The organism is Streptomyces sp. NPDC001401 (genome assembly GCF_042895385.1).
Lineage (GTDB): Bacteria > Actinomycetota > Actinomycetes > Streptomycetales > Streptomycetaceae > Streptomyces.
In genome coordinates, this window is record NZ_JBIAWI010000006.1 from 246362 (window position 1) to 261798 (window position 15437).

Annotated in this window: 9 protein-coding genes; 7 read left to right on the top strand and 2 right to left on the bottom strand. The window is 72.2% G+C overall.

The window, feature by feature from the left end; genetic code table 11:
- Window positions 1–3: 3 nt before the first annotated feature.
- From ACFY10_RS22335 to ACFY10_RS22360, 6 genes are all read left to right on the top strand, one after another.
- A complete protein-coding gene (locus ACFY10_RS22335; protein ID WP_390666913.1) occupies window positions 4–1263 on the top strand; it encodes a glycosyl hydrolase in 1260 nt (419 codons plus the stop codon).
- Window positions 1260–3290 carry an endo-beta-N-acetylglucosaminidase gene (locus ACFY10_RS22340; RefSeq protein WP_390666914.1) on the top strand — a complete coding sequence of 677 codons (2031 nt, stop codon included), beginning with the start codon at window positions 1260–1262 and terminating at the stop codon, window positions 3288–3290. The genes ACFY10_RS22335 and ACFY10_RS22340 overlap by 4 nt, the downstream gene beginning before the upstream one ends.
- Before the next feature lie 45 nt (window positions 3291–3335).
- The gene (locus ACFY10_RS22345; protein WP_390666915.1) at window positions 3336–6356 is read left to right on the top strand and encodes an alpha-mannosidase; all 3021 of its coding nucleotides are present in this window, start codon (window positions 3336–3338) and stop codon (window positions 6354–6356) included.
- 180 nt (window positions 6357–6536) lie between these two features.
- Window positions 6537–6917: a hypothetical protein gene (locus ACFY10_RS22350; protein ID WP_390666916.1), complete on the top strand. Its 381-nt coding sequence runs from the start codon at window positions 6537–6539 to the stop codon at window positions 6915–6917.
- Window positions 6914–9982, top strand: coding sequence for a penicillin-binding transpeptidase domain-containing protein (locus ACFY10_RS22355; RefSeq protein ID WP_390666917.1), 3069 nt, complete (start codon window positions 6914–6916; stop codon window positions 9980–9982). Before ACFY10_RS22350 ends, ACFY10_RS22355 begins: the two co-directional genes overlap by 4 nt.
- Window positions 9983–10084: 102 nt before the next feature.
- The gene (locus ACFY10_RS22360; protein WP_390666918.1) at window positions 10085–10552 is read left to right on the top strand and encodes a DUF4231 domain-containing protein; all 468 of its coding nucleotides are present in this window, start codon (window positions 10085–10087) and stop codon (window positions 10550–10552) included.
- Window positions 10553–10744: 192 nt separating this feature from the next.
- Here ACFY10_RS22360 and ACFY10_RS22365 read toward each other — a convergent pair whose 3' ends face one another.
- Window positions 10745–10897 carry a hypothetical protein gene (locus tag ACFY10_RS22365; RefSeq protein WP_390666919.1) on the bottom strand — a complete coding sequence of 51 codons (153 nt, stop codon included), beginning with the start codon at window positions 10895–10897 and terminating at the stop codon, window positions 10745–10747.
- 165 nt (window positions 10898–11062) lie between these two features.
- Here ACFY10_RS22365 and ACFY10_RS22370 point away from each other — a divergent pair, with 165 nt between their 5' ends.
- On the top strand, window positions 11063–14704 hold the full coding sequence (locus tag ACFY10_RS22370) for a tetratricopeptide repeat protein (protein WP_390666920.1): 3642 nt from the start codon (window positions 11063–11065) through the stop codon (window positions 14702–14704).
- Here the strand turns inward: ACFY10_RS22370 and ACFY10_RS22375 are convergent.
- The gene (locus ACFY10_RS22375; protein WP_390666921.1) at window positions 14694–15422 is read right to left on the bottom strand and encodes a FadR/GntR family transcriptional regulator; all 729 of its coding nucleotides are present in this window, start codon (window positions 15420–15422) and stop codon (window positions 14694–14696) included. The two genes, ACFY10_RS22370 and ACFY10_RS22375, sit on opposite strands and share 11 nt — an antisense overlap.
- Window positions 15423–15437: the final 15 nt, after the last annotated feature.

Below are 15437 nucleotides of genomic sequence, written 5' to 3' on the forward strand. Positions count from 1 at the left end.
CGCATGCCTTCTGCCGTGCGCTTCGGCGTCAACTACACCCCCAGTGAAGGGTGGTTCCACCACTGGCTCGACTTCGACCTCGACTCCGTACGGGCCGACCTCGACTCCATCGCCGCGCTGGGCCTGGACCACATCCGGGTCTTCCCGCTGTGGCCGTACTTCCAGCCCAACCGGAGCCTCATCCGGCCGCGGGCGGTCGAGCAGCTCGTCGCATTGGTGGACGCCGCCGCCGAGCGCGGGCTCGACGTCAACGTCGATGCTCTGCAGGGGCACTTGAGCAGCTTCGACTTCCTGCCGGCCTGGACACGGACCTGGCACCGACGGAATCTGTTCACCGACCCGGACGTCCTCGACGGCCAGGCCGCCTACCTGCGCACTCTCGCCGCCGCTCTCGCCGAACGCCCCAACTTCCTCGGCATGACCCTCGGCAACGAGGTCAACCAGTTCTCGGCGGCGCCTCATCCCGACCCGGACCGGGCCACGTCCGACGAGATCGACACGTGGCTGGCGCGCATGCTGGCCGCCTGCGAGCAGGGCGCCCCCGGCAAGCTGCATCTGCACGCCGAGTACGACGCGACCTGGTACCAGGACGACATGCCCTTCACCCCGGCCCAGGCCGCCCGGCACGGCGCCGTCACCGCCGTGCACTCCTGGGTGTTCAACGGCACCGCACAGCGGCACGGCCGCACCGCTGTCCCGACCGAACACCACGCCGCCTACCTCGTCGAACTGAGCAAGGCCTGGGCCGATCACCCCCACCGCCCCGTCTGGCTCCAGGAGGTCGGCGCGCCCGCACCCCTGATCCCGCCCGAGCACGCCGCCGCCTTCACCGCGGCCACCGTCGCGAACGCCCTCGACTGCCCCGACCTGTGGGGCATCACCTGGTGGTGCTCGCACGACGTGTCCCGGGACCTCGCGGACTTTCCCGAACTCGAATACGGGCTGGGCCTGTTGACGAACGACCGGCGCCCGAAGGACACGGCACGGGTGCTGGCGGAAGCAGCCGATCGCGCGGACACGCCCCCGGCCGCTCCCCGTACCACGGCGCTCGTCGTCCCCGCAGATCCAGTTCTACGTTCCCGCTGCGCCCCCGGCGGCCCTGTCTTCGACGCCTACTTCCGGCTGACCGCCGACGGCGCCCGCCCCACGAGCGTCCTCGACACACGCGCGGACGACAAGGACCACCTCGTCGCCCGCGGCATCACCGAAGTCGTCACTCCCGAACAGGTACTCCCCGCCCCACAAGGAGGCACCAGCTCGTGAACCCCACCAGACGCACCGTCCTGATCGCCGGCGCAGGCGCCGCGGCCGCTCTGCTTCCGCCGCTGCCCGCCAACGCGGCACCGAAGGCCGACCCCGCCGCGACCCCGCCGTACGCCTCGTACTGGTACCCGGACTCGCTGCCCTCGGGCACTCCGGGCAGCGGCATCACCTGGCGCAGCCTCAAGTCCTGGACGGCCGCCGGTGATGCGGACCTCGCCTTCAACGCCGCGTCCGTGCCGCTCGCGCCGCGCTTCACCCCGACACCGGCGAACAGCACCGCGCGCTCGGGGCAGGCCCGCATCCAGTCGCTGGTCTCCTTCGGGCCGACCTCCAGCAACCCCTCACAGGGCTCGGCCACTGCCGACTACTACGCGCTCACGCACTGGGCGTACGTCGACGAGCTGGTGTTTTGGGGCGGCTCGTCCGGTGAAGGGCTCATCCTCGCCCCGAACGCGCCGATCGTGGACGCCGCCCACCGCCACGGCGTGCCGGTCCTCGGCAACATCTTCCTGCCGCCGACCGCCTACGGCGGGCAGTTGCAGTGGACGCGGGACCTGGTGCAGAAGGACTCCTCCGGGCACTATCCGCTGGCGGCCCAACTTGTCGCGGTCGCGGCGGCGTACGGCTTCGACGGGTGGTTCGTCAACGCCGAGACCGGCGGCGGGGATGCGGCGCTGGGTGCGGACATGCTCGGCTTCGTCAAAGAGCTCAAGTCGCTCGCCGCCGCGCGGGGGCAGCGGGTGACCTGGTACGACGCGATGACCGTCAACGGCACGGTGAGCTGGCAGGGCGCGCTCAACAGCCAGAACCAGGCGTTCTTCCAGGCCGCCGACGACATGTTCGTCGACTTCCGGTGGAGTGCGAGCACGCTGGCCTCATCCGGACAGAAGGCGGATCAGCTGGGGCGCAGCCGCTACGAGTTGTGGGCCGGCGTCGACGTCGAGTCCAACGGGTCGAACACGAGCGTGAGCTGGGACGCGATCGTGCCGGCCGGCAAGGCCCACATCACCTCGATCGGCTTCTACCGGCCCGAGTGGACCCGCAACCACCTGCCCGCGTCCCGGACTCCGGCCGACTTCCACGCTGCCGACGACCGGTTCTGGACCGGCCGTTCGCTCGATCCGTCGCAGCCCGACGCCTCCGACCCGTGGCGGGCGCCCGCGGTGTCGGTCGCGGACCGGTCGACGGTGTCCGGGGTGCCGTTCGCGAGCGTGTTCAACACCGGGCACGGGCTGCGGTGGTACGAGGACGGGGTGGTCACCTCGGACGCGCCGTGGAATCACCTCGGGCTGCAGGACCGGCTGCCGTCGCGGCGGTGGGTGGTGCGGACGGAGGGGGAGCGGCCGGCCGTTTCGTTCGACTTCGCGGAGGCGTGGCGGGGCGGCAGCAGCGTGCTGGTGGACGGTGAACTGGACGAACCCACGACCGTGGAGTTGTATGCGACACGGCTGCCGATCACTGTTGACACGGTTTTCGAGCTGACGCACCGGACCGACGCGGGGGCTGTGAACGTCGAGCTCGCCGTGGCCACCGCCGAGCCGAGCGCGCCCGGTGCGACGCCGCCGTACACATTTCTGCCTGTGAACTCGGTCAACGACCTGCATGTGAACTCGGTCAACGGCTGGCAGACCGTGACCGTCCCGCTCACAGGTCTCTCCGGCACCATCCATGCCATCGGTGTGCGGCTTACCGCGACCGACGGGCCGGTGAAATGGCGTCTCGGCGGGCTCGCGGTTCGGGAGACGGTCGGGACACCCGCCGCCCCCTCCGGCCTGCGCATCACCGCCGCCTCCGGAGGCGATCTACGCCTCGCCTGGAACCCCGCCCCCGGCGACGTACGCCACTACACCCTGCACCGCCTGCTGCCCGACGGCTCGCGCCGTTTCCTCGGCGGCACCTGCCAGCGGGCCTACTTCCTCGCCGGGCTGCAGCCCGAACAGGGCGAGCAGGCGGCCCGGTTGGAGCTGCGGGCCGTGGGGGAGCTGTACACCGCCTCGGACCCCGTCACCGTGACCCACACCTGGTAACCATCCGCCACCGGACGACCCCGGTAGACCTACGGAGCACCCCGCATGCATGACGACCGCAGCCTGGTCGAAGCCCGTCTCAAGCGTGTCCTCGACGAGCGCATCCGCCCTGCCGTGTACCCCGAGTCCGTGCCGCTGGAGGTCGCGGTGTGGCATGCGCCCGGCGAGCCGGTGCCGGTCGCCGAGGGGCTGGCGGCCGAACCCGAGCCGATCGCGGTGGGCGCCCGCTGGGGTGCTCCGTGGGGGACCAGCTGGTTCCGCGTCACCGGGACGGTTCCCGAGGCGTGGGCCGGCAGGACCGTCGAGGCGATCCTCGACCTCGGCTTCGACGAGAACATGCCCGGCTTCCAGTGCGAGGGCCTGGTCTACCGGCCCGACGGCACCCCGGTGAAGGGCCTCAATCCCCGCAACCAGTGGGTGCGCGTCGGCGCGCCCGTCGCGGGCGGTGAAGAGGTGCGCCTGCACGTCGAGGCCGCCTCCAACCCCGTCATCCTCGACTACCACCCCTTCCTGCCCACCCAGTTGGGCGACAAGGAGACCGCCGGCAGCGCACCGCAGTACACCCTCGCCCGCATGGACCTCGCCGTCTTCGACGAGACGGTGTGGCAGCTCGTGATCGACCTCGAGGTGCTCGGCGAGCTGATGGCCGAGCTGCCGGTGGAGTCGGCGCGGCGCTGGGAGATCCTGCGCGCGGTGGAGAAGGCGCTCGACGCGGTGGACCTGCAGGACGTCAACGGCACAGCCGGGGAGGCCCGTGCACGCCTGGCCCACGTCCTGTCCGTACCCGCTGCACCCTCCTCCCATCGCATCAGCGCCGTCGGCCACGCCCACATCGACTCCGCCTGGCTGTGGCCGCTGCGCGAGACGGTCCGCAAGGTCGCCCGTACGACCTCCAACATGACCACGCTCCTCGACGACGAGCCCGACTTCGTCTTCGCCATGTCGCAGGCCCAGCAGTGGGCGTGGGTGAAGGAGCACCGGCCCGAGGTGTGGGCGCGAGTGAAGAAGGCGGTGGCGGACGGGCGGTTCGTGCCGGCCGGCGGGATGTGGGTGGAGTCGGACACCAATATGCCGGGCTCGGAGGCGATGGCCCGTCAGTTCGTGCACGGCAAGCGGTTCTTCCTCGACGAGTTCGGCATCGAGAACGACGAGGCGTGGCTGCCCGACACCTTCGGCTTCGCCGCCGGGCTCCCGCAGATCATCAAGGCCGCCGGTGCCAAGTGGCTGCTGACACAGAAGATCTCCTGGTCGCAGACCAACAAGTTCCCGCACCACACCTTCCGTTGGGAGGGCATCGACGGCACCAGGATCTTCACGCACTTTCCGCCCGTCGACACCTACAACTGCTCCATGAAGGGCAGCGAAATCGCCCACGCAGCAAGCAACTTCAAGGACAAGGGCGTCGCCCGCCACTCCCTCGCGCCGACCGGCTGGGGCGACGGAGGCGGCGGCACCACGCGTGAGATGGTCGCGAAGGCCGCCCGGCTACGGGACCTGGAGGGCTCGGCGCGGGTCGTCTGGGAGACCCCGCACGAATTCTTCGAGAAGGCCGAGGCCGAATACCCCGAACCGCCCGTCTGGGTCGGCGAGCTCTACCTCGAACTCCACCGCGCCACCCTCACCAGCCAGGCGAAGACCAAGCAGGGCAACCGGCGCAGCGAACACCTCCTCCGGGACGCCGAGCTCTGGGCCGCCACGGCCGCCGTACGCACCGGATTCCCTTATCCGTACGAGGAGTTGGACCGCATCTGGAAGACGGTGCTGCTGCACCAGTTCCACGACATCCTGCCCGGCTCGTCGATCGCATGGGTGCACCGGGAGGCGCGGGCGACGTACGAACGCGTGGCGGCCGAACTGGATGCGATCATCGATGCGGCCCAACGCGCCCTGGCCGGTGAGGGATCGACGCTGCTCGTCTTCAACTCGGCGCCGCACACCCGTCACGGGATCCCGGCGGGCGGTGCGGGGACCGCGACCACCGAGGGCAGGACGACCCTGACCCCGCGCCCCGACGGCGGACTCGTCCTCGACAACGGCCTGCTGCGCATCGAGATCGACGCCCAGGGCCTCGTCGTATCGGCCTACGACATCGAAGCCGACCGGGAGACGATCGCCCCGGGCCGCGCCGCGAACCTACTCCAGCTCCATCCCGACTTCCCGAACATGTGGGACGCCTGGGACGTGGACGAGTTCTACCGCAACACGGTCACCGATCTCACGGATGCCGACGAGGTGGTCCCTGGCGAGGACGGCACGTCGGTGCGGATCGCGCGGTCCTTCGGCGCCTCGCACCTCACGCAGGCGCTGTCGCTGCCGCCGGGGGAGCGGCGGCTGGTGGTGGACACGGAGGTGGACTGGCACGAGACGGAGAAGTTCCTCAAGCTCGCCTTCCCGCTGGACGTGCACGCCGAACGGTATGCGTCGGAGACCCAGTTCGGGCACTTCCACCGGCCCACGCACACCAACACCTCATGGGAGGCCGCCAAGTTCGAGGCCTGCAACCACCGCTTCGTCCACTTCGAGGAACCCGGCTGGGGCGTGGCGGTCGTCAACGACTCGACGTACGGCCACGACGTGACCCGCACGGTCCGCACCGCCGGCGACCGCGGTACGACCATCACGGTCCGGCTGTCGCTGCTGCGCGCCCCGCGCTTCCCGGACCCGGAGACCGACCAGGGCGTCCACCGCTTCCGGCATGCGCTGGTGCCCGGGGCGGGGATCGGGGACGCGGTGCGGGAAGGGTGGCGGATCAACCTGCCCCAGACGCGGATCAACGGGGCAGGAGACGTCGCCCCCTTGGTGACGTTCGATCACGAGGCGGTCGTGGCCACCGCGGTCAAGCTGGCCGACGACGGCAGCGGCGATGTGGTGGTCCGCTTCCACGAGGCGCATGGGGGACGGGCACGGGCCGTGCTGACCGCCGGGTTCGAGGTCGCCGACGCCACGGCGACCGATCTGCTGGAGCGGCCGTCGGCCGAAGGCGTCTCGATCGAGCGCAACGGCGACCGCATTGCCGTACGGCTGCGCCCCTTCGAGCTGGTGACGCTGCGACTGCGGCGGGCGTAGCGCTGCGTAGCGCCGTACCGGCGGGGCGGGACCGGACGCGTGGGGCGGGACGGGCGAGTGTCGGCCACAGTCGCTGATGGGGTGTCAGAACCTGCTCCCGCCCGGCGGGAAGGCTGCCAGACTGGACGCGGCGAGGTCCTGTCGCGCTCCATGTGCCGGGCCCCGCGCGGGGGAGGGCTCATGTCCGGAGAGTTGAGCATCGTCGCTGTCAGACACGACGAAGCGGCCGTCGTGCCGGCCTGGCGGTGGGAAGCGCTGCGTGAGGATCTGCTGGCCCTGGACGTTGAGCGGGTGGGCCCGCCGGCCCTCGGGCCCGCGCCGCCCGGCAGCCGGTCCGCAGCCGCCGAGGCCGTCGGCGCGCTGGCCATCGCGCTACAGCCCGCACTGCCGGTGCTGGAGGCCGTGGTCACGGTGGTTCGGGACTGGATCGGCCGGTCCGATCGCCGCTCGGTGGTGCTTGAACTCCGCGGAAACCGACTGGAGTTGACCGGTGTCGACAGCGCGGACCAACGACGGCTGGCCGAGGAGTGGCTCGCGGCGGTGAGGGCGGACGGGCCATGAGCGAGCGGCGGCGCCATGCGCTCCTGGTGGCCGTCGGCACTTACGAGGACGACACGCTGCGCGGGCTGCGAGCGCCGAGGCGCGATGCCACGGATCTCGCCCGGGTGCTCGGCGATCCCGCCATCGGCGACTTCTCGGTGGAAGTGCTGGACGACCCGGGCGCGCACGAACTGCGCCGCAGGGTAGAGGACTTCTTCGCCGACCGCATGGCCGCGGACACCCTCCTGCTGCACTTCGCATGCCACGGCTTGAAGGACGAGGGGGGCAAACTCTTCCTCGCCGCGTCCGACACCATGCACACCCGCCTGGAATCAACGGCGATACCGGCCGAGTACGTCAGCCGGCTGATGATGCGCAGCCGGGCCGGCCGCGCAGCCGTGCTGCTGGACTGCTGCTACGCCGGGGCGTTCGAGCGCGGCATGTTCAGCCGGGCGGACACCGAGGTGCACGTCGAGGACAACTTCACCGCACTGGAGCGCGTGGCGGGTGAACGCGGCCGGGCCGTGCTGACCGCGTCGAGTGCCGTCGAGTACGCCTTCGAGGGCAGCCGGGTCGTGGCCGGTGAGGCCGCCGGTTCGACCATGGAGGCCGGCCCCTTGGACCCGCCCGGACCGTCACTGTTCACCGGTGCATTGGTGGAGGGCCTGCGGACCGGCGAGGCGGATCTGGGCGGGGACGGCGACGTCGGACTGGCGGAACTGGCGGAGTACATCGGCCAGCAGGTGCGTGCCGTCACCCCGAACCAGAACCCGCAGTTGTGGATGTTCGGGGCCCACGGCGACCTCGTCATCGCCCGGGCGGCGCGCCGTGACGGCACCCTCCTCCCCGGTGCCCCGCTGGCCCGAGCGGAGTCGGCGGAACCGGAACAGCGGCTGTGGGCCGTAGCGGATCTTCAGGCGGTCCTCGAAGGACCGGACCCGCCGGTCGCGCTGGCCGCCCTCGCCGCGCTGCGGCGGCTTGCCGAGGACGACAGCCGGCGCGTCTCCGAGGCGGCACGGCAGTCCCTCGCCGCCGTCGCTCCGCGGATCGCGCAGACCCACTGGGACCTGGGCGTGACACCTGCAGGGCAGTCGGCGGCCGAGATCGAGGTGCCGGTGCTCGGCCCGCCGGTGGTGCGCGCGCACCTGAAGGCGTCGGCGGACGGGTGGGTGCGGGTCCGCCCCATCCCTCAGGGACTCGCACTGTCGGCGTTCGCGAAGGAGCCGGGGGTGCGCGAGGCCCGTGTGGACGTGCGGACCGCAACGGGGGAGTTGACGCTGACGGTCCGGGCGGAGATCATCGCGCCCTTGGCGGGTGAGGCAGACCGATCGTCGCCCGGGGAGCCGGGCGGGCGAAATCGGGGCTTGCGCCTTCCGGCCGGACTGCATGCGGGGGCTGCCGCGCTGCTGCTGGCCGCCGCCGCTGTGCTGGCGGCGGGTGTCGCGGAGCGTGCCTTGTCGGCGGTCCTTGCCTTCGGCGTGCTCGGCGCGACGGCGGCCTGCGCCTGCGCGGCGCTGTCGGCGGCGCTGTGGCGTGGGGCGCGGCAGAAGACCGCCGACGCCGTGCTGAGGTGGAGCGCAGTCGAGGCTGGGCTGTGCACCGTGTCCGCCGTGGTCCTGGGCGTCGGCTCCTACGGCTTCCGGGTGGACTTCCTCCTTTTCGGCGCCGGCACCGCGCTGCACGCGGTGGCGACCGGCACGCTCCTGTCGCGGGCTCTCCGCCGACGGTGGCTCCTGACCCGTACGAGCGTCTGGCTCGCCGCGGCCCTCGTCCTCGCCTTGGTGCTGCTTCAGCCCGACGTCAAGGTCGGCCGCTTCGACCGGCCGCGCGGGAACATCCTGGTGCAGGGTCACGCCGTCACCGGCTCCGAGGACACCGGCGGAACACTGCGCTACCGGCGCACGTACACCGACGGCAAGCTGTACGCGCCGGTCACCGGCCACGCTTCGCAGGCCCTCGAGAAGTTCACCGGTCTCGAGGACGGTGAGAACGACGTTCTGGCCGCGACCCGAGCCGCTCAGCACAAGGGCGGAGACATCCTCACCACCATCAACGCCGCAGCACAGAAGGCGGGTTACGACGGGCTGGGCGGCAGGCAGGGCGCCGTCGTCGCCCTCGATCCGGGCACCGGTGCCGTCCTCGCCCTGGTCTCCACCCCTTCCTACGATCCGTCGGCGTTCGCGGGCAACTCCGAGCGGGACCGCGCCGCCTACGAGAAGCTGGGGAAAGACCCTCAAAAGCCGCTCCTGAACCGGGCACTGGATCAGCTCTACCCGCCCGGCGCCGCCTTCGAGGTGATCACAGCGGCCGCGGCACTGGAGCACGGCCTTTACACCAACGCCGACGAGGCCACGAACTCGCCCGCGTCGTGGACGCTGCCGGGAGCCGCCACCGGCCTGAAGAACTCGGACGGCACGCACTGCACGAACGCCAGCCTCCGGCAGGCGTTGCGGTACTCCTGCGACGTCGTATTCGGCAAGATCAGCGTGGATCTGCCGCAGAACGCGATCATGAAAGAGGCGAAGAAGTTCGGCTTCGGCAAGAGTGAGTGGATCAAGATGAGCACCGCCGTCTCGGTCTATCCGGAGGACACCCTCGCATTGCAGAACGGGCTCGCCGCCATCGGCCAGTACGACAACAGGGCAACCCCGTTCCAGATGGCCAGGGTCGCTGCGGCCATCGCCGACGACGGCAGCCTCAAGTATCCGTATCTGGTGCAGGAGGCACCGGTGGGCAGCGACGAACACGGAACCGAGGAGGAGCAGCGTCCGCTGTCGCAGAAGAACGCCCGGAGCCTGCAGTCGATGATGGAGACGGTCGTCGAGGGCGGCACCGCCCGGAACGCGCGGATCACCGGCGTCACGGTGGGCGGCAAGACCGGCAGCGCCCAAAACGGCGTCAAGGACATGGCGAAGCCGTATTCCTGGTTCATCGGGTACGCCAAGGCGGCCGAAGGCACGCCGCCGGTTGCCGTGGCAGTGGTGGTCGAGGACGAGGACGCCAGTCAGGGCGACAGCCCCGGCGGCGGCCTGTCCGCCTCCATCGCACGGAAGGTGATGGAGGCGGTCCTCAAGAAGCAGGGCTGACAGCGGACCAGTTGGAGCGCCCGCCGACCGAGGCGGCGCCGGCAGCCCGACGGCCGCCCGGTCGGCTTTCCTCGGTGTGCGTGCGCCCTCGATGATGGGTTGATGAGACGAAGAACGGTCATCGACCCGGACTGGTCCGCGCAGCCGGACCCGGTGCTGGCCCTCGCGCGGCAGGACTTGGCGTTCTACGGGCGCACGCGCGACCGGGCCAGACGCCTGCACCACGCGACGGAACTGGGCGCGCTCGCCTCCACGTCGGCGACGGTCGTGGCCGCCGGGCTGCACGCTCCGGCATGGCTGACCGCCCTGATAGCCGGCGGCGCCGTCTTCTTCACCGGCATGCGCCAGCTGTACAACCCCGGCTCACGCTGGATCGTCGCCGCGCAGTCCCGCGAGACCCTGCGCCGAGCCGTCGACCGCTACCTGCTGCTGGCGCCGACGGAACGCGACGCGACGGCGCGGGCCGCGCTGCAGGCGGCGATCGAGGAGGTGGGCGGCAACGAACTGCGGGAGTGGGCAGAGACGCAGGGCCGGCGCGCGGATGCGTCGCTGCCCGCGGCGGGCGGCTGAACCGGGCGGCCTGCGGCCCGCCGGGTCTTCGCGGTCCCCGGCCACAGCAGCCGGCAGGCTCGTGAACGGACCTGTTGGAAGGGGCGTTTGCGCCGATGCCACGACGGGGCCGAGCCGGGGCATATGGTGCCTCGGGATACGGCCCTCGCCGTGCGTCGGCGCATCGCGCGACTGCGCAACCGGGCGCCGTGGTCAGGAGCGGACCAGATCCAGCAGCCAGGCGACCACCGCCCGGGTGAGCCCGGTGACGAAGCCGGTCAGCAGGGCTCGCTCCACCCTCAGCCCTTCCGAACGCGCCGCTCGATTGCGGCACTTGTGGTCTTCGGTCTTGCGGTCAAGGCACATGGGTCCTCCAGCAGAGGTGTTCGCGGTTCGGCTCGGCACGACCGGTCCGGAAAGAGCCTGGGGCCCGTCCTGGCGCCGACTCCGAGTTGCGACGAGTGAGGCGCGGGACGCGGTGTCCGCGCCGGCCGGGCGCGCGGGACCGGCCCGGTGCGAGAGCATGGTGCGATGAGTGGCGACGGCGGGGGCGCGCCGACGAGGCGGCCTCGGCGCCTGGAACGGGCGCGGGCGGGACCGGGTCCGCTGGGCGATCTGAAGGACCTGCTGTACCGGCTGTACCTGGCGGCAGGCACTCCGACGCTGGACGAGATCGCCGAAGACATCGCCGCCGACGACTCCTTGACCGGCGCACCCGGACGCGACACGATCCGACGCTGCATCAGTTCGCCCGAAGCACCGCCCAACCAGGCCGACGCGATCGCCGTGGCCATCGTGCTCGGCCGCCGCGACAGCTGGAACACCGAAGAACTGGCCGCCCGGGTCGGCGGGTTGTGGGTCGACGCGCACCTGGACGAGCGACCCGGCAGGCCGCTGTGCGCGGTGACCGATCCCTTCGCTCTGGAGGTGCACCGGGCCATCGACCTCGACGCGCCGCCCGGCGGCACGGCACTCCCGGAACTACCGGTCTACGTCGAACGCGACCACGACGGGAAACTGCACACCGTCGTGGCGGAGGCGGGAGCCGGCAGCAGCCGTCTCGTCACGCTGGTGGGCGAGTCGTCCACGGGCAAGACACGGGCCTGCTGGGAAGCGCTGCGCGCCCTGCCCGCCGGGTGGCGCCTGTGGCACCCGATCGATCCCACGCGGCCCGAAGCGGCCCTCGCCGACCTGGCGCGGCTGCCGCCCCGCACCGTGGTGTGGCTCAACGACGCCCAGCACTACCTCCTCACCCCCGGCACCGACCTCGGCGAACGCGTGGCGGCCGGCCTGCGCACCCTGCTCGGCGACCCGGACCGCGCCCCGGTCCTGGTCCTCGCCACGGTGTGGCCCGAGTACTGGACGATGCTCGCCACCCCGCCGACCGCACGCGCCGGCACCGACCCCCATGCCCAGGCCCGCGCGCTGCTGACCGGCCACGAAGTACGGGTCCCGACCGCCTTCAGCGGGCTGGATCTGCTGGCGGCCGCCCGGGGCGCGGAGCAAGACCCGCGTCTCAAGTACGCCGTCGAGCACGCGGAACAAGGGCAGATCACCCAGTACCTGGCGGGCGCCCCCGCCCTGCTGGAGCGCTATCGCACGGCCCCCGCCGCGGGCAGGGCCCTGATCGAGGCCGCGATGGACGCCCGACGCCTCGGCCACGGCCTCGCGCTGCCCCTGAAACTGCTCGAGGCCGGTGCCGAGGGCTATCTCACCGACGACGAGTGGGACCTCCTCGACGACGACTGGCCGGCCATGGCGCTCGCCGCCGTTGCGAGCCCCTTGCGCGGCACTCGCGGACCCCTCGGCCCGCTGCGTCCGCGGGGCGGGCGGAAGTTGCCGGCGGAGCCTTGCCTCAGACTTGCCGACTACCTTGACCAGCACGGCCGCGAGAGTCGGCGCACGGCCCGCGTCCCCGAAGCGCTCTGGAACGCTCTTGAGGCCCATGCGGCCCCGGCCGACAGGCTCAAGCTCGCCCGGGAGGCTCGCGATCGGGGGTTGCTCCGGATCGCCGCCCGTCTGTACGACGCGGCCGCGACGGCCGGCGATACGAGTGCCCTGCTGGCCCTGGCCGACATGCTCGACGAAGCCGGGCGGCCGGACGAGGCCCTCGACTGCTGTCGGCGCGCGGCGGACCGCGGTGGCGTGCGCGCCGTCTGGGCGGCTGCCGAAATGCTGCACGAGAACGGGCGCAGCGGCGAGGCCCTGTCCTGGTACCGGCGCGCAGCCGAAGCCGGTGACGAGCGTGCGATGCCCGCAGTGGCGGAGCTCCTGGAAGAGGCGGGCCGCCCCGAGGAGGCGATCCCCTGGTATCAACGAGCCGCTCGCTGCGGTGACCGCCACGCCCTGCGGGCGGCGGCCCACCTGCTGCACCGAGCGGGCCGGGCCGACGAGGCGATCGCCTGGCTGCGCCCCTTCGCGGAGAACGGCGACGGCCAGGCATGGCGCATCACGGCCAGATTCCTGGCCAGGGCGGGCCGCACCGACGAGGCCGCCCACGCCTACGGGCGCGCCGCCGCTCTCGGCGACCCTCATTCCGCACGGGAAGCATCGCTCATGCCGAGGTGGCTGGGACGGGCGGTCGAGGCCACTGCCCGTTCCACTCGGGATCCGGAGCCGGGCCGCCTCGGCAAGCGGGAAGCCACGCCGGAAACCGGTGAGAGTACGGAGGAGACGCTCGCCGGGCTGCAATGCCGTGCCGAGCAGGGCGATCCGCAGGCCATGAGAGCCATGGGGGAGAAACTCCGCGACGTCGACCGCACGGACGAGGCACTCGTCTGGTTCCGGCGTGCCGCCGACGCCGGCGATGCCGACGCTTTCGGGCCGCTCGCAGAGCTGCTCGGGGAGGCTGGACACACCAGCGAGGCGCTGGACTGGTATCGGCGGGCCGCCGACGGCGGAGACACCGGCGCGGTGTGGGCGGCGGCGCGGATGCTGAATGCGGCCGAACGCGTGGATCAGGCGCTGGACTGGTACCGGCGGGCCGCCGAGACGGGCCGTGACAACCACCTTTGGGCCGTGGCCCGCGCGCCGGGCGAACGAGAGCGGTTGGACGAGGCAGTGACACGGCTGGGGCAGCGCGCCGACAGCGGTGATGGCGACGCCCCGCGGGTCGCCGCCGCCAAACTCAGGGAGGCCGGCCGGGTGCGCGAGGCGGTGCAGTGGTACCGGCGGTCCGCAGACGCCGGCCACGACGACGGGCTGGAGAGCGCTGCCGAACTGCTGGCCGAACTGGGCGACGTGGACGATGCACTCGGTCTGCTCCAGGAGCGGGCCGACGCCGGAGACGCCGACGCGTTGTGGGCGGTGGGGAGCATGCTGCGAGAGGCCGGCCGGACGGACGCCGCCCTGGACGCCTACCGGCGGGCCGCGGCGGCAGGCAGCGATGACGGACTGTGGTCCCTCGTCGCTCTGCTGTGCGAAGAGGGCCGGGCGACCGACGCCCGCGACGTGCTGCGTTTCGCCCCGTACGGGGTCCGGTCGATGCCCGGCACAGAGATCGTGGACACGGTGGCCGGGATGCTGGAAGAGGCCGGCCGGACGGACGAGGCGATCGGCTGGTATCAGCAGGCGGCCGACGCCGGCAGTCGTCCTGCCCTCGAGCGGGTCGTCGAGCTGAGCGTCGAGACGGGCCGGACGGAGGAGACACTCGGCTGGCTGCAGCGCCGGGCGGAAGCCGGAGACACGGAGGCGGCACGCACCTCGGCCCGGGTCCTGGCCGAGGCGGGCCGGGTCGACGAGGCGTTCACTTGGTACCGGCGCGCGGCCGAGCAGGGCAACCCCCATGCCGGCCGGGAGGCCGCCGACATGCTGGCACGGGGGGAACGACCGGCGGACGCCCTCGTGTGGCTGCGGGAGCACGCGCATGCCACAGGAGACGTCAACTGCCTGTGGCAGGGCGCCGGACTTCTCCTGGACCAAGGCCGTGTCGACGACGCCGTGGCCTGGTACCAGGAGGCCGCGGACTGCGGCTACCCGCTCGCCCTGCCGCGCGCGGTCCAGCTGCTGCACACCGCCGGGCGCGTGGACGACAGCCTGCGGCTGCGCAGATTCGGCTGGGAACCGGACGGCTCGATCGCCGGCCCCTGGCAGGCGTCGGCCTCGGGCGATGCGCCGGACCGGAGCACCACTGCCGAAGGTCCCGTAACCGTACGGGGCGCGGTCACCCACTGAGCTGCGAGCGCAGCCACTGCTCCACCTCGCCCACATGCGCGGCCGCCGCCGCCCGCGCCGCCTCCGGATCGTGGGCGACCAGGGCGCGGTGGATCGCCGCGTGCTCGCGGCGGGTGCGGGCGAAGGCGCCCTCCTCCTGGTAGCCGCGCCACACGCGGGCGCGGAACGTGCGCGAGGACAGGCCCTCCAGGATGGCCGCCATGGTGTCGTTGCCGGCGGCGGCCGCGATCTCGCGGTGGAAGGCGAGGTCGTGGGCGAGGATCTCCTCGGGGTCGTCGGTGGCGTTCATCGCGGTCAAGTGCTTCTCGACCTCGGCCAGTTGGTCCGGGGTGATCCGGGCCGCCGCCAGTGCCGTCGCCGTCGACTCGAGGATGCGGCGCACTTCCAGGAGCTCCACCAGGCGCGGGCCCCGCGACAGGTCGGCGACCACGCCGAAGGTCTCCAGGAGGTCGCCGGCCTCCAGCTGGGTGACGTAGATGCCGGAGCCGTGGCGGGCCTCCAGCACGCCGAGCACCGTGAGTGCGCGGATCGCCTCGCGCATGGAGCTGCGGGAGATGCCGAGCTGGGCGGCGAGATCGCGCTCGGTGGGCAGGCGCTGGCCCGGCTCCAGCCGGCCCTCCGCGATCAACGCCTTGATCTGCTCGATGGCGCGCTGCGTCACGGTGCCCTTCTGCGGCGCGGGTCCGGGCTGTGCCCCCTGGGGCAGGGTCTCGTCCACGCCATTCCTCCACTC

Excerpts from the sequence above, each read along its gene's own strand:
- ACFY10_RS22335 (WP_390666913.1), top strand. The coding sequence starts at position 4 with ATGCCTTCTGCCGTGCGCTTCGGCGTCAACTACACCCCCAGTGAAGGG.
- ACFY10_RS22345 (WP_390666915.1), top strand. The coding sequence starts at position 3,336 with ATGCATGACGACCGCAGCCTGGTCGAAGCCCGTCTCAAGCGTGTCCTC.
- ACFY10_RS22350 (WP_390666916.1), top strand. The coding sequence starts at position 6,537 with ATGTCCGGAGAGTTGAGCATCGTCGCTGTCAGACACGACGAAGCGGCC.
- ACFY10_RS22355 (WP_390666917.1), top strand. The coding sequence starts at position 6,914 with ATGAGCGAGCGGCGGCGCCATGCGCTCCTGGTGGCCGTCGGCACTTAC.
- ACFY10_RS22360 (WP_390666918.1), top strand. The coding sequence starts at position 10,085 with ATGAGACGAAGAACGGTCATCGACCCGGACTGGTCCGCGCAGCCGGAC.
- ACFY10_RS22365 (WP_390666919.1), bottom strand. The coding sequence starts at position 10,897 with ATGTGCCTTGACCGCAAGACCGAAGACCACAAGTGCCGCAATCGAGCG.
- ACFY10_RS22370 (WP_390666920.1), top strand. The coding sequence starts at position 11,063 with ATGAGTGGCGACGGCGGGGGCGCGCCGACGAGGCGGCCTCGGCGCCTG.